The organism is Frigoriflavimonas asaccharolytica, from assembly GCF_013294015.1.
In the GTDB taxonomy this organism is placed as follows: domain Bacteria; phylum Bacteroidota; class Bacteroidia; order Flavobacteriales; family Weeksellaceae; genus Frigoriflavimonas; species Frigoriflavimonas asaccharolytica.
This window is the reverse complement of sequence record NZ_JABSNO010000007.1, coordinates 20,262-41,139: the sequence shown is the minus strand read 5'-3', so window position 1 is coordinate 41,139 and position 20,878 is coordinate 20,262. Positions and strand designations below refer to the sequence as shown.

20 protein-coding genes are annotated in these 20,878 nt (G+C 33.8%); 18 read left to right on the top strand and 2 right to left on the bottom strand.

Features of this window, described 5'->3' with window-relative positions; translation table 11 throughout:
• Positions 1–12: 12 nt before the first annotated feature.
• On the bottom strand, positions 13–348 hold the full coding sequence (locus tag HNQ03_RS06180; RefSeq protein ID WP_173778806.1) for a DMT family transporter: 336 nt from the start codon (positions 346–348) through the stop codon (positions 13–15).
• Positions 349–409: 61 nt separating this feature from the next.
• On the opposite strand from HNQ03_RS06180, the gene HNQ03_RS06175 reads away from it, so the two are divergent.
• From HNQ03_RS06175 to rnhA, 9 genes are all read left to right on the top strand, one after another.
• Positions 410–1,648, top strand: coding sequence for an MFS transporter (locus tag HNQ03_RS06175; protein WP_173778805.1), 1,239 nt, complete (start codon positions 410–412; stop codon positions 1,646–1,648).
• Positions 1,649–1,745: 97 nt separating this feature from the next.
• Positions 1,746–3,806: a T9SS type B sorting domain-containing protein gene (locus HNQ03_RS06170; protein ID WP_173778804.1), complete on the top strand. Its 2,061-nt coding sequence runs from the start codon at positions 1,746–1,748 to the stop codon at positions 3,804–3,806.
• A 184-nt stretch (positions 3,807–3,990) separates the two neighbouring features.
• The gene (locus tag HNQ03_RS06165) at positions 3,991–4,626 is read left to right on the top strand and encodes a hypothetical protein (RefSeq protein ID WP_173778803.1); all 636 of its coding nucleotides are present in this window, start codon (positions 3,991–3,993) and stop codon (positions 4,624–4,626) included.
• 34 nt (positions 4,627–4,660) lie between these two features.
• On the top strand, positions 4,661–6,703 hold the full coding sequence (locus HNQ03_RS06160; RefSeq protein WP_173778802.1) for a T9SS type B sorting domain-containing protein: 2,043 nt from the start codon (positions 4,661–4,663) through the stop codon (positions 6,701–6,703).
• A 158-nt stretch (positions 6,704–6,861) separates the two neighbouring features.
• On the top strand, positions 6,862–8,451 hold the full coding sequence (gene dnaB, locus HNQ03_RS06155; protein WP_173778801.1) for a replicative DNA helicase: 1,590 nt from the start codon (positions 6,862–6,864) through the stop codon (positions 8,449–8,451).
• A 31-nt stretch (positions 8,452–8,482) separates the two neighbouring features.
• Positions 8,483–9,064 (top strand): DUF1287 domain-containing protein, encoded by a 582-nt coding sequence (locus tag HNQ03_RS06150; protein ID WP_173778800.1) that lies wholly within the window; start codon positions 8,483–8,485, stop codon positions 9,062–9,064.
• A 5-nt stretch (positions 9,065–9,069) separates the two neighbouring features.
• Positions 9,070–9,489 (top strand): hypothetical protein, encoded by a 420-nt coding sequence (locus HNQ03_RS06145; protein ID WP_173778799.1) that lies wholly within the window; start codon positions 9,070–9,072, stop codon positions 9,487–9,489.
• 9 nt (positions 9,490–9,498) lie between these two features.
• Positions 9,499–10,155: a peptidoglycan recognition protein family protein gene (locus tag HNQ03_RS06140; RefSeq protein ID WP_173778798.1), complete on the top strand. Its 657-nt coding sequence runs from the start codon at positions 9,499–9,501 to the stop codon at positions 10,153–10,155.
• 45 nt (positions 10,156–10,200) lie between these two features.
• Positions 10,201–10,680, top strand: a complete 480-nt coding sequence (rnhA, locus tag HNQ03_RS06135; protein ID WP_173778797.1) for a ribonuclease HI — start codon at positions 10,201–10,203, stop codon at positions 10,678–10,680.
• 13 nt (positions 10,681–10,693) lie between these two features.
• On the opposite strand, the gene HNQ03_RS06130 is transcribed toward rnhA, so the two are convergent.
• Positions 10,694–11,386, bottom strand: a complete 693-nt coding sequence (locus HNQ03_RS06130) for a DUF2490 domain-containing protein (RefSeq protein ID WP_173778796.1) — start codon at positions 11,384–11,386, stop codon at positions 10,694–10,696.
• Between the two features lie 197 nt (positions 11,387–11,583).
• Between HNQ03_RS06130 and HNQ03_RS06125 the strand changes: the two genes are divergently transcribed.
• The 9 genes from HNQ03_RS06125 to HNQ03_RS06085 all read left to right on the top strand — a co-directional run bounded on the left by HNQ03_RS06125 (position 11,584) and on the right by HNQ03_RS06085 (position 20,824).
• Entirely contained in the window at positions 11,584–12,210 is a 627-nt protein-coding gene (locus HNQ03_RS06125; protein ID WP_173778795.1) for an NAD(P)H-dependent oxidoreductase, read from the top strand.
• Positions 12,211–12,250: 40 nt separating this feature from the next.
• Entirely contained in the window at positions 12,251–12,553 is a 303-nt protein-coding gene (locus HNQ03_RS06120; protein WP_173778794.1) for a YbjQ family protein, read from the top strand.
• 51 nt (positions 12,554–12,604) lie between these two features.
• On the top strand, positions 12,605–12,904 hold the full coding sequence (locus HNQ03_RS06115) for a nucleotidyltransferase family protein (RefSeq protein WP_173778793.1): 300 nt from the start codon (positions 12,605–12,607) through the stop codon (positions 12,902–12,904).
• Positions 12,897–13,241 (top strand): HepT-like ribonuclease domain-containing protein, encoded by a 345-nt coding sequence (locus HNQ03_RS06110; RefSeq protein ID WP_173778792.1) that lies wholly within the window; start codon positions 12,897–12,899, stop codon positions 13,239–13,241. The genes HNQ03_RS06115 and HNQ03_RS06110 overlap by 8 nt, the downstream gene beginning before the upstream one ends.
• A gap of 23 nt (positions 13,242–13,264) precedes the next feature.
• Positions 13,265–14,851, top strand: a complete 1,587-nt coding sequence (nadB, locus tag HNQ03_RS06105) for an L-aspartate oxidase (protein WP_173778791.1) — start codon at positions 13,265–13,267, stop codon at positions 14,849–14,851.
• A 279-nt stretch (positions 14,852–15,130) separates the two neighbouring features.
• Positions 15,131–15,967 carry a sulfurtransferase gene (locus HNQ03_RS06100; RefSeq protein ID WP_173778790.1) on the top strand — a complete coding sequence of 279 codons (837 nt, stop codon included), beginning with the start codon at positions 15,131–15,133 and terminating at the stop codon, positions 15,965–15,967.
• A gap of 57 nt (positions 15,968–16,024) precedes the next feature.
• Entirely contained in the window at positions 16,025–17,152 is a 1,128-nt protein-coding gene (locus tag HNQ03_RS06095; RefSeq protein ID WP_173778789.1) for a PDDEXK nuclease domain-containing protein, read from the top strand.
• A 22-nt stretch (positions 17,153–17,174) separates the two neighbouring features.
• Positions 17,175–18,044: a carboxylating nicotinate-nucleotide diphosphorylase gene (gene nadC / locus HNQ03_RS06090; RefSeq protein WP_173778788.1), complete on the top strand. Its 870-nt coding sequence runs from the start codon at positions 17,175–17,177 to the stop codon at positions 18,042–18,044.
• 182 nt (positions 18,045–18,226) lie between these two features.
• Complete coding sequence (locus HNQ03_RS06085; RefSeq protein WP_173778787.1) at positions 18,227–20,824, top strand: TonB-dependent receptor; 2,598 nt, start codon at positions 18,227–18,229, stop codon at positions 20,822–20,824.
• Positions 20,825–20,878: the final 54 nt, after the last annotated feature.

The window sequence follows — 20,878 nt, the reverse complement described above, 5'->3', positions numbered from 1 at the left end:
TCAATTAAAAATTTAACTGCTCACAGATTTTAATCCTACAATGGAAGCAATAAGCGTCATTACAAAAAATAGGCGCCAAAAAGTTGTGGGTTCCTGAAAATAAATAATTCCAATAGTAACACTTCCCACTGCTCCAATTCCGGTCCAAATTGCATAGGCTGTTCCTAGTGGTAGTGCATGTTCGCCAGAAGTTGCTTTGTACATCAAAAACATAGAAAGTACAAGAGAGATTGCAAAGCCGAGCCACCAAAATTTACTTTCTTTATCTGTGGTAAGTTGTGCTTTTCCTAGGCAAAAAACAAATCCGGTTTCAAAAAGTCCGGCAATTATGAGAATAATCCAATTCATTGCGCAAAAATAAATTTTTTAAAATTTAAAATAAGACAATTTATCATATTATCTTTGCGCGATGATTTCTTTACAACCCATTCAAACTTTAAAAATTCCCGAATTCCGAAATCTGATGGCTGGTAGATTTTTACTAATTGCAGCTTTTAGAATGTTGGCAACCCTTTTAGGATGGTGGATTTATGAATTGACAAAAGATCCGTTTGCAATTGGCTTAATTGGTCTTTCGGAGGTGATTCCGGCGGTAAGTTCCGCGTTGTATGCTGGTCACGTAATCGATAATTCCGAAAAAAAGAGGATGTTGCTTATTTGCAATTATGCTTATGTTGTTTTAATAGGATTTTTGGCGTTTCTGGCTTATTTTGGAGATGATCTTCATCAATTATCAACTACGCACATTACTTATTTTATATACGGAACTATCTTCCTCACGGGAATTTGCAGGGCGTTTCTTGGTCCAATAGTTCCGACAATGATTCCAAAAATTGTTGGTAAAGAGAAATTGCCTTTTGCAATAACGGTAAACCAGGCAACTTTTCTTTGTGCTTCTGTTACAGGACATGCTTTGGGTGGGTTTTTTATTCATTGGTTTGGTATTTCATCAACGTTGACGATTATCGTTGTGATCATGCTTGTTGCTTCCATATTTTTTTGGTTTATAGAGCAACATCACTCAGAAAATGTGGGTAATGAATTAAAAATTTTGGAAAGTATACAAGAAGGTTTGTCTTATATTTTGAAGACGAGAGAAATTTTGGGAGCATTACTTTTAGATATGTTTGCAGTACTTTTTGGTGGTGCAGTTGCCTTGATACCAATTTTTGCAACAGATATTTTGAAGGTTGGTTCAGAAGGTTTAGGGTTTTTGAATGCAGCATCTGATATTGGAGCGATGATGATTATCATTACGCTTTCCTTTATTCCTCTAAGAAAAAACCAAGGTAAAATATTGCTAATTGCTGTAGCTGGTTTTGGAATTTGCATTATTGGTTTTGGTCTTTCAAAATTGTATTGGTTGTCGTTTTTCTTTCTAGTTTTAAGCGGAATTTTGGATGGAATTTCTGTGGTAATTCGCGGTACAATTGTACAATTGAAAACGCCGGAAAAAATCCGTGGAAGAGTTTTAAGCGTAAATTCTATTTTTGTGATGAGCAGCAATGAGTTAGGTCAATTTGAATCTGGAGTTGCTGCAAAACTTTTTGGCGTTGTAAGATCTGTAGTTGTGGGTGGTACTCTAACATTGTTGATCGCTGTTTTTGTGGGAACTAAATTTCCTAAACTGCGAAATATGAAATACTAGATTTTTTGCGTTTTCTATATTTTTTATTTTAAAAAAATATGTATTTTGTATAAGCTTGTCTATTTTTATTATTAAATTTGTGAATAATTCTATAATTATGAAAAAAATAATATTCTTTTTATCTATAATTCTTGCTTCTTTTAGTTTTGCCCAGTCAGATTGTAGTTCATCAATTACGCTTTGTGCAGATGCATCTGTTTCCTATACTCCTACAGGACCTGGAGTTCAAGAAAATCTTGGTGGTGGTTGTTTGTCTACAGAGCACTTTTCTGTTTGGTATCAATTTACAGCGGCAACCTCTGGAACATTAACTTTTTTGATCTCCCCAAATTCACAAAATGATTACGATTTCGCAGTCTATGGTCCCAACAAAACTTGTGGAAATTTAGGTGCGCCGATTAGATGTTCTTATGCTGGTACAGGAAGCGGAATTCTTACGGGATTAAACACAACATCAACGGATCTTACAGAAGGAGCAGGTGGAGATGGTTTTGTGAGATATTTAGATGTAATTGCTGGAGATTCTTATCAATTAATTGTAGATAACTTCTCTTCTTCTACGGTAGGTTTTGTACTTACCTTTGGTGGTACAGCTACTTTAGCTTCTCCCTTTTCTGTTCCTGCTTTGGCGCCAAACCCATTCTTGATGCCTGGACCAAACAATGATGGTAACGTGGTAATATGTACCAATCCTGCTACTTTCGATTTTTCAACATTATCTGCACAAATCATTAATGGAAATCCAGATTTTGTAGTTTCTTATTATAACAATATAAATGATGCGATAGCAAGTGTAAACCCAATCATTGGTGCTACTACAGTTAATACTGCCAATACTTATCATTACACGATTAATTATGTAGACCCAACAAATCCAAATGCTGCTGCAAATAAGTGTAAGCAATACGGTACAATAAATTTCACCCAAGGTGCGATTGTTGTAAATGATACCACATTATCAGGATGTTCTAATAATAACTCTGGAGTTGCTTTGTACAATCTTACTACAGCCAATGTTTTTGCAGGTCCGCCAGGATTAAATACTTTTCAATATTATCCAACTTTAGCAGATTTGAATGCAGGCACAAATTTAATACCGAATCCTACCACATATAACTCTGCACAAGGAACCGTTTATGTAAAAGTTACAACGCCAGAAGGTTGTACGGGAAGTTCCAAAATTACCTTAATATTTTTTGCTCCAATAGTGCAAACGCCAGTTGAGTTGATATCATGCTTTATAGAAGAAAATCCTACAACAGCATTGTTTGATCTTACCACAGCAAATGTAACTACTACAACTGGAGTTACAAGACAGTATTATTTATCTAATCAAGATGCTATTAACCAGACAAATCCTATTGCTAATGCAGCTGCTTATGTTGCTACAAGCTCGGAAGTTTTTGTAAGAGTTACCTCTGCAGAAGGTTGTTGGAATATTGTAAAAGTTACATTAGAAGTTACACCACCGGTTTATTCTTTAGTTTTAAAAGATAAAATCATCTGTGTAGAAGATATTACTACTCTAGACGCTGGTCCAGGTTTTACAGCGTATCTTTGGAGTACAGGAGAAACAACACAGAGTATTACCAATGTAAGTGTAGGTTCTTATTTTGTATATCTAACTACAAATGATTGTGTAACCAAACAAAATGTAAAAGTTTTAGCTTCACCAACGCCAGTAGTTACCAGTATTGAAATTGCCAACAATAGTGCTACAGTTACGGTAAATGGTGGTGTTCCACCTTACCAATATTCTATAGATGGAACTAATTTTCAAGATTCTAACGTATTTACCAACTTACCAAGAGGACAAAATACGATGTATGTAAAAGACAATTACAATTGCGATCCTGTGATTGTAGATGTTACAGTACCAAATCTTGTGAATGCGATAACACCAAATGGAGATGGCGTAAATGATTTTGTAGATTATTCTTCACTTGCAAACAAAACATTGCTTACCTATACAGTTTACGATAGATATGGAAATAAAATACATGTTGCCAATAAAGAAAACAATTTCCGTTGGGACGGTACAATAAACGGTGGCAAAAAATTGTCTACAGGTACCTATTGGTATACAATAACTTGGGTAGAACCAACATCTAAAATTTTGATAAACTATACTGGTTGGATAGTTGTAAAAAATAAATAATTAATAAAGTTGTTTCAACATCAATTACCTCAAAGAAATTTGAGGTAATTTTTTTTGTGGTTATTCATTCAATATCTTTTGTAATAAGGAGTTATATTGAATTAAATTACAAATACTGGAGATTTATTAATAAAAATTGTTTTTAAAAAATTATCTTTGTACTAATCTTGAAAAATTCTACACAATGAGAAAAATTCTATTTTCCCTATTTTTATCGATATTAAGTTCAGTATCATTTGCACAAAATACATCAGATAAAGCACTGAATGAGAGCATAAATAAACTGAATACTGCAATAACTTTTGTTGATTTGCAAACAGTTAAAAATGATTTCAAACTACAAATAACCGAGACTTCAAAATGGTACCCTTCGTATTATGCCGCACTATCTGTCTTGAAGCAAGCAGAAATGGAACTTCGTGCAAACAAATTAGAAAATTTAGATATTTTGGCAGATGAAGCAAGTACTTTTCTGCAGCCAATTCTTTCTTTACAATCCCAAAATTCTGAAATAAGAGCGTTATTAGCTTATGTTCACATTATTAAAATGGGTAAAAATTCTTCAGATTTCGAAATTGAAAGAAAAAAAGCGAAGGAAATTCTCTATTTAGAAGTTAATTCTGATCCGGCTAATCCTAGATTTGACCTTCTAAGAGCACAATTGCAGTACCTGAATTTAAAAAATAAAAATACTAACAAGAATTTTAAAGTTGCTTTTGAAAACGCAGCAGTATTATTGAAAGCGTTTAAACCAAAAACGGCAAAAGATCCTTCATGGGGTTTTAGCGATGCTCAATACTACATTTCTACTATTAAATAAATATCGAATTTTTGTTTACAATAAATTAAAGCTCATGAAAAAATTTCTATTATTTTTTACAATTATATTTTCGCAGTTCGCATATTCCCAATCAGATTGTATCAGTGCGATTCCATTATGCGGAAACTCTGCGATTTCTTACACTCCAACTGGACCAGGCCTTGTTTTGGAAACCCTCGGTGGATGCTTAAGTGATGATGAAAATTTTTCCGTTTGGTATTCTTTTACTGCGGCTACTACAGGAACTTTAAGCTTTACAATTACCCCAAACAATTTAGCAAATGACTATGATTTTGGTGTATACGGTCCAAATCCTAGTTGTGCAGCTTTAGGAACTCCGATAAGATGTAATTTCTCTGGTACACCAGGTCTTACTGGTTTAAGTGATACGCAAACAGGCAGTCAATGGAGTCCTATTTTAAATGTAATAGCTGGTGAAGTATATTTTATAGTAGTGGATAATTATTCCAATTCACAATTTGGATTTAGCCTAACATTTGGAGGAACGGCATTATTGACTTCTCCATTTAATAATCCTACCGTTCAGCCAAACCCATTTATTGCACCAGGATTAAATGCGGATGGAAATATATTGATATGCTCAAATCCTGCAACTTTTGATTTTTCTACACTTAGTACAGGTATTATAAATGGTAATCCCAATTTTACAGTCGCTTATTACCTTACGCCTAATAATCTCTTGACAAATACCTCACCTATTACAACACCAATTGTAGTAAATACTGCGGCCACTTATTATTACGCTATCAAATATACAGACCCAGCAAATCCTAGTAATGCTGCTAATCAATGTACTATAAATGGAGAGATACGCTTTGTGCAGGGTGCAATAGTTGTTAATAATGCCACGATTTCTGGCTGTGCTAATAACAATGCAACCACTGCAGTGTTTAATTTAACTACGGCTGCAGTTTTTGCAGGACCAGCAGGAAATACTTTTCAATATTATCCCACTTTAGCAGATCTTAACAACAATACAAACTTAATTACAAATCCTACAACGTATACTTCTGCGCCAGGTGATGTTTATGTAAAAGTTACTACAGCACAAGGCTGTACAGGTTCTTCCAAAATTACCTTAGTCTTTTTTGCTCCTATTGTACAAACTCCAGCTACATTGGTATCTTGCTTTATAGAAGGAAATCCTACTACGGCTATGTTTGATCTAACCTCGGCAAATGTAAGCAGTACAACAGGAGTTGTAAAAACTTATTTTAAAACAAATCAAGATGCTGTTAATCAGACTAATCAAATTCCAAATGCTGCAGCAACAGCATATATTGCTGGAAATTCCGAAATATTCGTAAGAGTTACCTCCACAAATGGATGTTGGAATATTGTTAAAGTAACACTTACCGTTACTCCACCCGTTTATTCCACAGTTTTAAAAGATAAAATTATTTGTGTTGAAGATACCACAACTTTAGATGCAGGTACTGGTTTTGATGGATATCGTTGGAGTACAGGAGCTACAACACAAACGATAACCAACGTAAGCGTAGGAAACTACTATGTTGATCTACGTAAAAACGGATGTGTAACAAGACAAGCGGTGAAAGTTTTAGCTTCCCAAATTCCTGTAATTACTAATATAGAAATCACGAACAATACTGCAGTAATAACCGTAAATGGTGGTCTTCCACCTTATAAATACTCTGTAGATGGAACGAATTTTCAAGATTCCAATACATTCACTAATCTTCCACGTGGAATAAATACAATATATGTGAAGGATTCTTATGATTGTAATCCTGTATTTGTAGACGTAGATGTTTTAAATTTAGTAAATGCAATCAGTCCAAACGGAGATAACGTGAATGATTATGTAGATTATTCTGCACTTTCTTACAAAAAGGCGCTCACATTTACCGTGTATGATAGATATGGTAACCAATTGTATGTAGCAGACAAAAATAACCAATACAAATGGGCAGGAACTGCAAATGGTGGTAGAAAAATAATCACAGGAACGTACTGGTATAGTATTACATGGGAAGAATCTGCCACAAATACGCTGGTTAGTTACTCAGGTTGGATTCTCGTGAAAAATCAATAATATTTTTTACACAATTATAAAAATCACTTCAAAGAAATTTGAGGTGATTTTTTTATTAACAAAAGAAAATCCCTACTGATGGTGGTTTTATGCTTAAGGGTAATGAATTGTTAGCAGTTTATGATCAACAATGATATTAAAAAAATTATCTTTGTGCCATGGCTCAAAAAGATACACTTTCATCTTTAATACAAGGAAATTACGCAAAAGAATTATCCATTTCCGACGGCAAAATGCCACCAAATGCAGTAGATTTTGAAAGATTAATTATAGGTACATTCCTTATTGATAAAAAAGGGTTGGATTTTGCTATTGATCTTGTAACACCAGAAATATTTTACGATCCTAGACATCAAGCTATTTTTGAAGCTATTTTTAAATTGTACCAAGACAATCATCCGGTAGATTTAGTAACCGTTATCAATAGATTGAAAAAAGAAGATCATCTATCTATGGCTGGTGGAGATGCTTATATTATTGAATTAACGATGGGAGTTTCTTCCAGCGCACACATAGAATATCATGTTCGTGTTGTTTTGGAGAAATATATTTTGAGAAGTTTAATTAATATTTCCGCCAACGTAATAGATAAATCTTACAAAGATTCTACAGATGTTTTTGAACTTCTAGATAAAGCCGAACAATCTTTCTTTGAAATTACAAACGGAACCATTAAAAAAGGTTTTGATACTGCAAACACATTGGTAAAAGAAGCCATAGAAAAAATAAAATCATTAAAAGATCAGGAGGGTATTTCTGGAGTTCCTTCTGGTTTTTCCGCCTTGGATAGAGAAACAGGTGGTTGGCAAAATTCTGATTTAATAATAATTGCAGCGCGTCCAGCGATGGGGAAAACAGCGTTTCTACTATCTATGGCAAGAAATATGGCAGTAGAGCACAATGTGCCAATTGCATTGTTTTCTTTAGAGATGGCATCTATTCAATTAATAACTAGGATGATAGCCTCGGAAACCAATATTTCTTCAGACAAATTTAGAAAAGGAAATCTTACTGATGAAGAATGGAATAGATTATTTCACAATGTATCAGCTTTAGAAAATGCACCACTTTTTATTGATGAAACACCTTCACTTTCTGTTTTTGATTTTCGTGCAAAATGCAGAAGATTGGTGATGCAACATGGTGTAAAAATTATAATGGTAGATTATCTACAACTAATGACTGCAAATAGCGCAGGCAAAGGTGGCGGGAATCGTGAACAAGAAATTGCAACCATTTCCAGATCGTTAAAAGCAATTGCAAAGGAATTAAATGTGCCTGTAATCGCTCTATCTCAACTTTCTAGAAGTGTAGAAAATCGTCCTGGAAAAAGACCTCAACTTTCAGATCTTCGAGAATCTGGAGCCATTGAGCAAGATGCAGATATTGTATCTTTCATTTTCCGACCAGAATACTACAAAATTACACATTGGGACAATGATCCTGAAGGTGCAGAAACCAGCACAGACAACCAAGCAGAATTAATCATTGCAAAACATAGAAATGGTGCAACTGCAGATGTGCGTCTATCTTTCTTAAAGAATTTTGCAAAATTTGCAGATCTTCAAGCAAATGGATATGGAAACGATTATCAAACTTCAAATTTTGGACAATCTGCCGAACCAAGCGGTTTTGAGCAAATAAAAACAACCATTCAACCAGGTGCAGCTTTTGATTTGCCAGATAATTCTAAAGTAAGCGGCTCTTCTATGAACGATGTAGACGAAGATGATGATTTCCTTTATTAAAAATTTATAATTTATATAAGCACGTTTACGTATGAAAACTAAATTTTTTGTTCTGCTTATTTTCAGTTTTAGTTTGCTTGCTAAAAGCCAAAAACCATTTGCACTTCAACTTTCGGATACTGCTTTGGAACTTACAAAAGACAAAGTGAATTACGATCCTACTTATTTCGTTTTGAAATATCCTAATGGCGATATTCCCACGGATAAAGGTGTTTGCACGGATGTGGTGATTCGTGCTTACAGAAAACTAGGAATAGATTTGCAAAAAGAGGTACATGAAGATATGGCGAAAAATTTTTCGAAATATCCAAAATATTGGGGTTTGAAAAAACCTGATACCAATATAGACCACCGAAGAGTTCCAAATTTGAGAACTTTTTTTTCAAGATATGGCAAAGTAATACCTCCGACTTTAAATGCCGAAGATTACGTTCCAGGTGATATTATAACGTGGGTTTTACCAAAAAATTTAACGCATATTGGCATCGTTATTAATAAAAAATCTGCCGACGGAAAACGATTTTTAGTAGTTCATAATATCGGGAACGGACAAGAAATTTCAGATTGTTTATTTGATTTTACTATTACTGGGCATTATCAATATCAAAAATAAAATTTATGAAAAAATCTATTTTAAGCTTGATTCTACTTTTTGTTTTTAGTTTTCTTTGGAGCCAAAAAATATTTGATTACAAATTAAAAACAAAAACCAACGCGAAAGATAGAACCATGATACTGGATATTTTTCGTGCAAAATTATACGAAAACTATAAAGAAGAATTTGTATTTGTGGTAAATTCAATGAATGTTTATAACGATTATGTGTGGCTAATGGTTGATACAAAACGAAAAGACGGAAAAGAATTTAATATAGATAAAGATGGAGAGTATGATTGTTGCCATGCGGAGGCTTTGTTTAGAAAAAAATCTGGAAAGTGGTACATTATAGAAAGTGGCGAATTTTCTACAGATGTTTGGTATGTGGGATTATGGGAGAGTTATAAACTTCCACAGAAAATGTTTTTCAAATTAGAATAATTTAAAAGTATGAAAAAATTTATATATTTCTGTTTACTTTCTGTATTTGGTATTTTCAGCGCTCAACAAAGTGAAATTACCATCGTAAAAAAACCGATTAAGTATTCCCAAGAAAGAATTGATCTCAGTTTAGAATATCTCCAAAGTCATTACGATATCGTTCAAAAAAAACCAACCATCGTGCCAACAATTATTGTTTTGCACTACACTGCAGGTGGAACTGTGGAGAGTAATTTTCGATATTTTAATCAATCAAAATTAGAAAATAAAAGAGGCTATTTAAAAAATGAAAGCACGTTAAATGTTTCATCACAATTTATAGTAGATAGAGACGGTACAATTTATCAATTGATGGAGTCGAATCTCTTTGCAAGACATACTATTGGATTGAACTATTGTGCCATTGGAGTGGAAAATGTGGGAAGCAAAAAGGAACCGCTTACAGATGCACAAGTGACAGCTAATGTCGCACTGGTGAAACATCTTGCCAAAATATACAATATAGAATACCTAATTGGGCATTCGGAATATGGTGTTTTTAAAAATACTAAATTTTGGAAAGAAAAAAACAAAGATTATTTCACCGGAAAAGAAGATCCTGGTAATGATTTTATGAAAAAGGTGAGAGCAAAATTGGTGGATTTTCCTATTAAAGATAAACCTTAAAATTTTAGTTTTTAAAGTAAAAACTTCCAAATTTCAAATAGAAAAATGATTATAGAAATCTATACAGATGGTGCATGTAGCGGAAATCCAGGAAAAGGTGGTTACGGAGTTTTAATGCGCGTTCCAGAGAAAAATTACGAAAAAAGATATTCCCAAGGTTTTCGCAAAACTACCAATAATAGGATGGAACTTCTGGCCGTAATTGTAGCTTTAGAAAAACTAAAATCAGACGAAAACGATGTCCATATCTATACAGATAGCAAATATGTGGCAGATGCCATCAATCAAAAGTGGATCTTTGGCTGGAAAAAGCGTGGCTTTACCAAAATAAAAAACCCAGATTTATGGAAGCGCTTTTATCCCTTATTGCTACAATTTAGCCCAAAATTTCATTGGATCAAAGGTCATGCTGGTCATACAGAAAACGAAATTTGCGATCAACTGGCTGTGAAAGCCGCTAAATCTGAAAATTTATTAGTAGATGAATTTTATGAAAATCCAGAAGGAGGTTTATTTGATAAGTAACTTTTTAAATAATTCAAAAACTATGATGCAAACTTAATTGCAATTGATCTTTGCCATTATTTTCTGTAGATTGATTCATAAAGCCAACTTGAACGCGAACCTTGTCGGTAATTCCATAACCCAATCCGGCATAAAAACGGTTTCTATCAAAAACTCCTACTGTTTTGTTGTTGCCAATGTTTTTCTCGCCATTGATGAAAAGTTCATTATACAAAGCAATGTAAACCGCATCTTTCATCAAGGCTTTTTTATTTAAAGGCACATTTAAAAATAAATTATACCGAAAACGAGTTCTAAAATCCTGATTTTCTACAAATCTTTGTTCATATCTAAATCTATGCGAAAAGTAGAAACGCTCGCCAACTTTTTGTGGCAAAAGTGCTTCTTGATAAATTCTAGTCTCGCTAGAAGTATCGTTGTTTTCGCCCAAAACGCCAGAGGTGATATTCGCGATACCCAAAGTTAAGGTCACGTTGGTATCTTTTGGATTGTAGGTAATTCCGCTTCTCAATAGCAATTGTTCCAAATCTCCACCCAAATTGAAATTACGATATTGCACATCACCTTGTATTCCAAATCTGCTATCTTTGAATTTTGTGGAGTAGAAATACATATACCAAGCACCAACATCATCTTGTTTTGTGTTTTGAGAGTATGCTTTTATGCTTATGGCGAACAAAAGTAAAAGAGTTGTTATTTTTTTCATCACTAAAAATTAATCAGATTTAATAGGGTTTATTAATTAAAATTGGACTTCTAAATCAAGAAATTCCTTTGCAAAATACTTTAAATAATTGAAAATCCAAAAAAGCGAAAGATTGATTGCAATTATATGGGTTTGTAAATTCAAGATATAATTTTATTTTCTGCTCACAAAATCACACATTTCCTTATCTTTGATAGATGTATTTAGAAGCACTACAACAAAGATATTCTGTAAAAAAATTCGACAAAGAAAAATCGGTTCCAGCAGAAAATTTAAATAATATTCTACGAGCAGGTCAACTTTCGGCTAGTTCTTTAGGTTTGCAACCCTATGAGATTTTAGTGGTAGAAACGGAAGCTTTAAAACAGAAGCTTATACCGGCTTTTTATAATCCTAGTCAGATTTCTACCTGTTCCCATTTAATTGTAATTGTATCCAAAAAAAATCTAGACGAAAATTATTTAGGCAGTTATTTTCAGTACATTTCCAAAGTACGGGAAGTAGAATTAGAAACTTTAGATCCATTTAAAAAAAACATCAACAGTCATATTACCCGACTTTCTGACGATGAAATGAGTATTTGGGCAGAAAAACAGTGCTATATTGTTCTTGGAAATTTGATGTTTGCAGCTGCGCTAGAAAATGTAGATACTTGTCCGATGGAAGGTTTTAAAAAAGAAGAATTAGAAAAATTGTTGGAACTAGACCAAGAAAATCTGAGTATAAGCGTAACTCTAGCACTAGGATTTCGTGCCGAAGACGATATTTTTCAGAATTTCAAAAAAGTGAGGAAGCCGGATGATAAGTTATTTAAGTTTCTGTAGTTATAAAATTTAAAAATTTAAAAAATATAAAATATTGATTATGATATTAACAACAACCAATTCTGTAGAGGATTACAAAATTTTTAAATACCAAGGTATCGTATCAGGAAGCGCCGTAAATATGCCAAAGATGACCATGTCTTTTAGTATGGAAAAATATTATTCAGCATTTAGTGAAACGGTTGCAGAGGTAAAAGAAAAAGCATTTTTGGATCTTAAGGAAAACGCCGAAAAACTAAACGCCAATGCTGTGGTAGGAATTAAGGTTGATGTGGAATTGACAACGAGTAATTATATTCTGGTTACCGTTACTGGAACTGCGGTGAATATTATGCAAAAGTAGGGAGATAAAACCCCATTTTTCTTTTTAATAATTTATTTATATTTTTGATTTATGAAAATCACCGATAAAAACATCAATTTAATAAAACAATTTTGTGAACTTTACAATGTTCGCACACTTTCCACTTTTGGTTCTGTGAATACAGACCAATTTAACACAAATTCTGATATAGATTTTTTGGTAGATTTCAATGAGACGGATCCATTTAAATATTCAGATCTTTATTTTCAGTTCAAACAAAAGTTAGAAAATCTCTTAAAAAGACAAATAGATTTAATTGAAGATAGAGCAGTAAAAAATTCTTATTTCCGAAAAGAACTAAATGAAACTAAAGTTTTAATTTATGGATAATAAAATTAATGCTTGTTTGGAAGATATTGTAAGATCAATAGATGAAATTTTCGACTTCTTACCAACTGAACGAAACTTTTTCAATTATCAAAAGGATTTAAAAACTAAAAAAGCGGTTGAAAGAAATATCGAAATTATTGGTGAAGCCATTAGTAGATTGAAAAGATATCATATTACCAACTTTGAAATTAAAAATGCTCAAAAAATCATTGGTACAAGAAATAGAATTGCTCACGAATACGATAATATTTCTGATGAAGTAATTTGGACTATTATAATAAGAGAACTTCCTGAATTAAAAAAAGAAGTTTTAGAACTACAAAACAAGTTTTTCTAAAAAACCCATTCAAACAACCTCAAATGAAACCAGCAGACATCCTTGTAATCGGTTCCGGAATTTCCGGGCTTTCCTACGCCATAAAAATATCAGAACAACTTCCAGAAGCAAAAATCATCATCGTTACCAAAGCAGATGAAGACGAAAGCAACACCAAATACGCTCAAGGTGGTTTAGCCGTTGTTACCAATTTCGACAATGATACTTTTCAAAAACATATAGACGATACCATGCTTGCTGGAGACGGCGAAAACAATAGAGAAATTGTGAAAATGGTGATCAGCGAAGGTCCAAAACGTTTCCAAGAATTGGTAGATTGGGGCACACAATTCGACAAAGAACAAGACGGAGAATACAAACTCGGTAAAGAAGGCGGACATACCGAAAACAGGATAGTTCATCACAAAGATATCACCGGTTTTGAAATCGAAAGAGCACTTTTAGCAACAATAGAAAAATCTAAAAACATAGAACTTTTTGCCCATCATTATGTAATAGATCTTATTACGCAGCACCAAGTTCCTGGAAAAGAGGCAGATTATACAGACAACACCTGTTACGGAGCTTATGTTTTGGATCAAAAAGCCGATGTAATCAAAAAAATGACAGCCAAAATCACGCTCGTTGCTACTGGAGGAGCAGGTCATGTTTACAAAAATTCTACAAACCCCGTAATCGCAACTGGAGACGGAATTGCCTTTGTACACAGAGCACGTGGAAAAGTGAGCAACATGCAATATTACCAATTTCATCCAACGGCTTTGTATGCAAAACTTTCGGGGATGCTGTTTTTAATTTCCGAGGCAGTTCGTGGAGACGGCGCAAAACTTCGTCTGCAAAATGGCGAAAAATTCATGCATAAATATGATGCTCGCGAAGAATTAGCTTCCAGGGATATTGTAGCAAGAGCGATAGATAACGAGCTCAAAATTTCCGGACAATCCTTTGTAGGTTTGGATTGCAGAGATATGGATCAAGAAAAATTTAAGGCACATTTCCCCAATATTTTGCAAAAATGTTTAGACGAAGGTGTAGATCCTTTCACAGATTTAATTCCCGTAGTTCCCGCTTGTCATTATTTGATGGGTGGAATTGATACCGATAAAGATGGACAATCCAGCATCAAAAATCTATTTGCCGTGGGAGAATGCACCAATTCTGGGTTGCATGGTGCCAATAGATTAGCCAGCAATTCACTTTTAGAAGGTCTCGTTTTCGGGCACAATGCAGCCATGAAATCCGTAGAACTTTTGCAAAAAGACGATTTCAATTATACAGATTTAGCCGCAGTTCCCGAGTGGAATGAAGAAGGTTTGGAAGCATTGGAAGAGCTCGTGATCATTTCTTATTTGCGAAAACAATTGCAAGAAATGATGAGCGATCTCGTAGGAATTGTCCGCAGCAACGAACGTCTAAAACTCGCAAAAGCCAAGCAAGACGAACTCTTTCAGCAAGTTACAGAACTGTACAACGATGCCAAAATCTCGCCCCAACTATCAGAACTGCGAAACCTGATGAACGTATCTTACCTCATCATTAAACATTCCATGCAAATGACGGAAAACAAAGGCGCATTTTTCAACAAAGATTTCGCTAGAACGAAGGTGTAATTTTTTTGCGCTGTCATTGCGATCCGTCATTTGGCGGAGAAGCAATCTCTATCATGATAATTATTTGGGCACCAATTTCCGCCTTCCGTTCTCAAAACGAGGAACGAGTTTCGATGATTCAAATGAAAAATAAAAAATCTGAATCAATCTTTTTTTTGCTGGCTTCGACAAGCTCAGCCACCAAAAAAAAGGATTTCCAGTCAAGTCGGGGCGCAAAGGATCGCAAATATAAAATGATAGATTTGATTGAGGTCGTTCACAAAAAATCTAATAAATAAAATGAAAATCCCACCCATCATTTCCCCAGAAGAATTTTCAAAAATTCAAAACCAAGAAAATATTTTGCTCATCAATGCAGGATTTTCTAGAGAAGATTACAAAAAATCACATTTAGAAAATGCCTTCTATTTAGATTTGAACGAAGATCTTGCAGAAATTCCAGCAGACGCAAAAAATGGTGGTAGACATCCTTTACCAACCATAGAACATTTTATAACAAGTTTGGCAAAAGTTGGAGCAGAAAAAGATTCGCATTTCATTATTTATGATGATAAAGGTGGAGCCAATTCTGCCGCAAGATTATGGTGGATGTTGAGGTCGGTTGGTTTTCATAAAGTTCAAGTTCTGAATGGAGGCTTGCAAACTGCCATAAATTTTGGTTTGAAAACTACTACAGAAATTCCAAAAGCGAAAAAAGTGGAAGATTTACATTTAAATGAATATCAATTCCCGACCAAAAATTTAGAAGAAATAAAGACTGCTTCCATTAATGAAGATAAAATAATCATTGATGTAAGAGAAAAATCTAGATTTGACGGCGAACACGAACCCATAGATTTAATTGCGGGTCATATTCCAAACGCTATCAACATTCCCTTTTCCGAAAATTTAGATGAAAATGGCTTATTCAAATCCCCAGAAATCTTAAAGCAACAGTATACAGAACTATTAAAAGGAAGAAAATACGAAGAAATTATCGTTCATTGCGGTTCTGGAGTTACGGCTTGTCATACAATTCTCGCCATGGATTATGCAGGTTTCGAAATTCCAAATTTATATGTAGGTTCTTGGAGTGAATGGAGTAGAAATTATTTACCGATTGCAAAAAATATTTAATTATATTTAATCCTTCAAGGTTTTTAAAACATTTAACGATTGTTAACTTATAGAAAAATGCTCGAAAAAATAGACTCACGTTATAAAAACTGGATTGTAGATTTAAAACAAAAAATCCAGCAAAGCCAAATAAAAGCCGCCATCAAAGTAAATTCTGCTTTGATAGAATTGTACTGGGATTTGGGCAAAGAAATCGCCAGTAGAGAATTTGAAAATTCTTACGGTTCTGGATTTTTTAAACAATTAAGTGCAGATTTGCGAGCGGAATTCCCACAAATAAAAGGCTTTTCTGAAAGAAATTTAAAGTATTGCAAAACGTTTTATCTCTTTTATAATCAAGAGGTTATAATTCGGCAACAAGTTGTTGCTGATTTTAAATATGATCAAAGTGAAAATCGGCAACAACTTGTTGCCGATTTCGAAAACGAGAATTTCTCTCAAAAATTATTTATTATTCCTTGGGGACATCATGTCACTTTAATTACGAAGTGCAAAACCTCAAAAGAAGCCTATTTTTACATCAATAAAACAATAGAAAATGGCTGGAGCAGAGTAGTTTTGTTGAATATGTTGTCAGCAAATTTAATCGAAAGCCAAGGAAAAGCAATTACGAATTTTTCTAAAACTTTACCCGATCATGATAGCGAACTCGTAAAACAAACGCTAAAAGATCCATACTTTTTTGATTTTCTAAATCTTTCAGAAATCTATAAAGAAAATGAATTGGAAAGTGCTCTGGTAGATAATATCTCAAAATTCTTGATAGAATTAGGAAGTGGATTTGCTTTTGTAGGGAAACAAGTGGAAATTACGGTAAGCGATAAATCCTTTTTTATAGATCTGCTATTTTATCATATCAAACTGAAAAGATACGTAGTCATAGAATTAAAAGCCGGAAATTTTCAACCAGAATTTGCGGGGAAACTCAATTTTTATGTAACCGCAGTTGATAAGCAGATGCGAGATGAAGCAGACAATGCAACCATCGGACTTTTGATCTGCAAAGAAAAAGATGAAATAATTGCCGAATATTCTTTGACGGATCTACACAAACCTCTCGGAATTTCATCATACGAATTTCAAAAAATACTGCCCGAAAACTTTAAATCACATCTTCCATCAATAGAGATGGTAGAAGAAGAATTAAAAAAATTAGAAAATAAATCAAATCTACGAGATTCGTAAATTCAATTAAAAAATAAAATAGATGAACAAAATACCAGAATACCTTACCCAAGAAAACCTAGATCACTTCATCAAGAATGCTCTACTAGAAGACATTCAAGATGGAGATCATTCCACTTTGTCTACCATTCCAGAAGATTTGCAACAAAGCGCAAAACTTTTGGTAAAAGAAAATTGCATTTTGGCAGGTGTAGAAATGGCAGAAATTATCTTCAAAACTTTTGATGAGAATTTAGAGATAGAAAATTTTATAAAAGATGGAGAGCAAGCAAAAGTGGGAGATATTGCTTTTATCGTAAAAGGAAGCGCTCGTTCTATACTATCTACAGAACGTTTGGTGCTCAATTGCATGCAAAGAATGAGTGGTATTGCAACTTTAACGCATGATTGGGATGCCAGATTAATTGGCAGTAAAACAAAACTTTTGGATACGAGAAAAACCACCCCAAATTTCCGTATTTGCGAAAAATGGGCGGTTGCAATTGGCGGCGGAACCAATCATAGATACGGTTTGTACGATATGATTATGCTGAAAGACAACCATATAGATTACAACGGAAGTATTACAAACGCTGTGAAAATGGCAAAAGAATATGTACAAACTATAGGAAAAGAATTGAAAATAGAAGTAGAAACAAGAAATTTAGATGAGGTAAAAGAAGCATTAGAAGCTGGTGCAGATAGAATAATGCTGGATAATATGAATGTAGAAACCATGAAAAAAGCCGTAGAAATGGTGAATGGAGCTTGTGAAACCGAAGCTTCTGGCGGAATAACTAGAGATATGCTAAAAGATGTTGCAACTACAGGAGTTACCTATATTTCTGCTGGTGCACTTACACATTCTGCAAAAAATATAGACTTAAGTTTGAAAGCCATAAAGACATTATAGAAGAAAATAATCAAAAATTATATACAAAAAATTATCAATCAGCTTATTGCAAACATAATTTAACAATTTTTAATAATATTATGATTTTAAACAGATTGTGATAAATTAACATAAAATTAATATTGGTTACATTATTTAAATCTATTTTTGCAAAATAATTTGAAACAAATTAATTCAACTTTATGAAAAATAATTCTATCAGACGAGGAATGCTTTCAGTGGTCCTTACATTATCTACAGCAAGTGTATATTACGCACAGTCTGTAAAAGATACTGTTAAACGAGAAGCAGGTATAGAAGAAGTAGTAATTGCTGGTGTTGCAGATATTGCAAAAGACAGAAAAACTCCAGTTGCTGTTTCTACTATTAAAGAAGCACAAATTATTGAAAAGTTAGGAAATCAAGAATTTCCTGAAATTTTGAATTCTACACCTTCCGTATACGCTACAAAAGGCGGTGGAGGTTTTGGTGATGCTAGACTTAATATTAGAGGTTTTGCGCAAGAAAATATCGCTGTTATGATCAACGGTGTTCCTGTAAATGATATGGAAAATGGTTCTGTATATTGGAGCAACTGGGCTGGTCTTTCAGATGTTACATCTGCAATGCAAGTTCAAAGAGGTCTAGGTTCTTCTAAATTGGCGATTGCTTCTGTAGGTGGAACAGTAAATATTATTACAAGATCTGCAGATAAAAAAGAAGGTGGTAAAGTTTCTGTAGGAGTGGGTAATGATGGATATTACAAAACATTATTTTCTTATAATACAGGGAAAAATACTAAAGGCTGGTCTACTTCAGTTCTTCTAGGCAGAACAGCAGGTTCTACTTTTGCAAGCGGAACAGAATTTGAAGGTTACAACTACTACGTTGCAGTAGGATACCAACCAAATGCTAAGCATGATTTTCAATTTACTTTAACGGGTGCTCCACAATCTCACAATCAAAGAGCATTTGAAATTCCTTTACAAACTTTGCTAGATAGAGGTGTTGATGGTAAACCAGACATTAAATATAATGCAGAGGAAGGAAGATTAAATGGTAAAGAATATACTTTTAGAAGAAATTATTATCACAAACCAGTAATGTCTTTCAACTGGGATTGGAAAATTTCTACAGAATCTAAATTAAGCACTGTTGCTTATGCTTCTTTCGGAAGAGGTGCAGGTACAGGTGATCTTGGAAGTGTAGGTGGAAAAAGAGCAAGTGATTTCCGCGGTGCAGATGGTTTGATTAATTTTGATGCTATTCTTGCAGCAAATGCAGCTTCTACACCAGATAAAGGCGTTTTAATTCGCAGATCTTCTGTGAATTCTCATAACTGGTACGGCTTAATTTCTAGTTTCAATCATAAATTAAACGAGAATTTAAATTTCTCCGTTGGTGTTGATGCTAGATATTACTATGGTTTCCATTACCAAGTGGCGAGTGATCTTTTAGGTGCTTCAGCTTACAGAGATAGATCTAATCTAAATGTAGCAAACCCAACGAATTCCAACTACGTTTCTAATACAACTGCTGCAAATCCAGATTTCAATCCTTTCGGTGGAAAAATCGATAGTATCGAAAATCAAATAGGATACAGCAATGATGGAGAAGTATTGTGGTATGGTGGTTTTGGACAATTAGAATATTCTAATGATAGAATTTCTGCATTCGTTCAAGCTGCAGTTTCTAACCAAGGTTTCCAAAGAATAGATAATTTTATTTTAGATGGTCAAACAACATTAAACGGTAAAGTAGTTTCTGCTACCAACCAACCATCAGCTACTAATCCTATTTTATATACCAAAACTGGTTTCGAAAATTTAGTAGGTTACAATGCAAAAGCAGGTTTGAACTTTAATATTGATGAAGTTCATAATGTTTATGGTAATGTAGGTTATTATTCAAAACAACCATTTTTAAACTCTGTATATCCAAACAACAAAAATTTCCTAAATCCTAATCTTACCAATGAGAAAATTTTAGGTATGGAATTAGGTTACGGATTTAGAATGTCTTGGTTAAATGTAAACTTAAATGCTTACAGAACAGATTGGAAAGATAGATTCCAAAGATTATCACAAAACGTAACTGCTCCAGATAAATCTGTGATCAGAGCATACGCAAACATCCAAGGAATTCGTGAAATACACCAAGGTGTAGAATTAGAAGCTAATTCTAAAATCAACAAATATCTTTCACTTACAGGTATGGTTTCCGTTGCAAACTGGTATTACAAAGGAAATGCAACTGGTACATTGTACAACGAAACAAACGAACCAATTGACGATAATGGAGTAGTAGCTGCAAATGGAATAGGAGGCGTAAGAACGCTTTTACTAGATGATGTAAAAGTTGGAGATGCAGCACAAACTACAGCAGCTTTTGGCTTCATTGTAGAACCTGTTAAAGATTTTAGAATCGATGCAAACGTTAGATATGTTGATAGACTTTATGGTAGATTAAACGTATTGGATTTCGCAGGACCAGTTCCTGCAGTTTCAGAAGCGTTGAGATTGCCAAGTTATGGTCTGATAGATGCTGGTATTTCATATAAATTAAAATTGAACAACGAAAAACAATTTTTCACAATAAGAGGAAATGTTTTCAATTTATTTGATAAATATTACATCCAACAATCTTATACCAACATACCAACATCTGCAAAAACAAGCACTGCTGCAAATGCACCAACTTACGAAGAAGCAGGAAAAACTTATGATGGTATTGCAAACGCCAACCAAGTATTCTTTGGTTTCGGTAGAACATGGTCTGCAACATTATCTTTCAACTTCTAAAAATTTTTAGATATCAATAATTAATCCCGGCTATTAGTCGGGATTTTTTTTATC

Coding starts and splice junctions, on each gene's coding strand:
- HNQ03_RS06150 (WP_173778800.1), top strand. CDS start 8,483: ATGAAAACTAAATTTTTTGTTCTGCTTATTTTCAGTTTTAGTTTGCTT.
- HNQ03_RS06125 (WP_173778795.1), top strand. CDS start 11,584: ATGTATTTAGAAGCACTACAACAAAGATATTCTGTAAAAAAATTCGAC.
- HNQ03_RS06165 (WP_173778803.1), top strand. CDS start 3,991: ATGAGAAAAATTCTATTTTCCCTATTTTTATCGATATTAAGTTCAGTA.
- HNQ03_RS06085 (WP_173778787.1), top strand. CDS start 18,227: ATGAAAAATAATTCTATCAGACGAGGAATGCTTTCAGTGGTCCTTACA.
- rnhA (WP_173778797.1), top strand. CDS start 10,201: ATGATTATAGAAATCTATACAGATGGTGCATGTAGCGGAAATCCAGGA.
- HNQ03_RS06120 (WP_173778794.1), top strand. CDS start 12,251: ATGATATTAACAACAACCAATTCTGTAGAGGATTACAAAATTTTTAAA.
- HNQ03_RS06145 (WP_173778799.1), top strand. CDS start 9,070: ATGAAAAAATCTATTTTAAGCTTGATTCTACTTTTTGTTTTTAGTTTT.
- HNQ03_RS06170 (WP_173778804.1), top strand. CDS start 1,746: ATGAAAAAAATAATATTCTTTTTATCTATAATTCTTGCTTCTTTTAGT.
- nadB (WP_173778791.1), top strand. CDS start 13,265: ATGAAACCAGCAGACATCCTTGTAATCGGTTCCGGAATTTCCGGGCTT.
- HNQ03_RS06115 (WP_173778793.1), top strand. CDS start 12,605: ATGAAAATCACCGATAAAAACATCAATTTAATAAAACAATTTTGTGAA.
- dnaB (WP_173778801.1), top strand. CDS start 6,862: ATGGCTCAAAAAGATACACTTTCATCTTTAATACAAGGAAATTACGCA.
- nadC (WP_173778788.1), top strand. CDS start 17,175: ATGAACAAAATACCAGAATACCTTACCCAAGAAAACCTAGATCACTTC.
- HNQ03_RS06140 (WP_173778798.1), top strand. CDS start 9,499: ATGAAAAAATTTATATATTTCTGTTTACTTTCTGTATTTGGTATTTTC.
- HNQ03_RS06180 (WP_173778806.1), bottom strand. CDS start 348: ATGAATTGGATTATTCTCATAATTGCCGGACTTTTTGAAACCGGATTT.
- HNQ03_RS06160 (WP_173778802.1), top strand. CDS start 4,661: ATGAAAAAATTTCTATTATTTTTTACAATTATATTTTCGCAGTTCGCA.
- HNQ03_RS06110 (WP_173778792.1), top strand. CDS start 12,897: ATGGATAATAAAATTAATGCTTGTTTGGAAGATATTGTAAGATCAATA.
- HNQ03_RS06175 (WP_173778805.1), top strand. CDS start 410: ATGATTTCTTTACAACCCATTCAAACTTTAAAAATTCCCGAATTCCGA.
- HNQ03_RS06130 (WP_173778796.1), bottom strand. CDS start 11,386: ATGAAAAAAATAACAACTCTTTTACTTTTGTTCGCCATAAGCATAAAA.
- HNQ03_RS06100 (WP_173778790.1), top strand. CDS start 15,131: ATGAAAATCCCACCCATCATTTCCCCAGAAGAATTTTCAAAAATTCAA.
- HNQ03_RS06095 (WP_173778789.1), top strand. CDS start 16,025: ATGCTCGAAAAAATAGACTCACGTTATAAAAACTGGATTGTAGATTTA.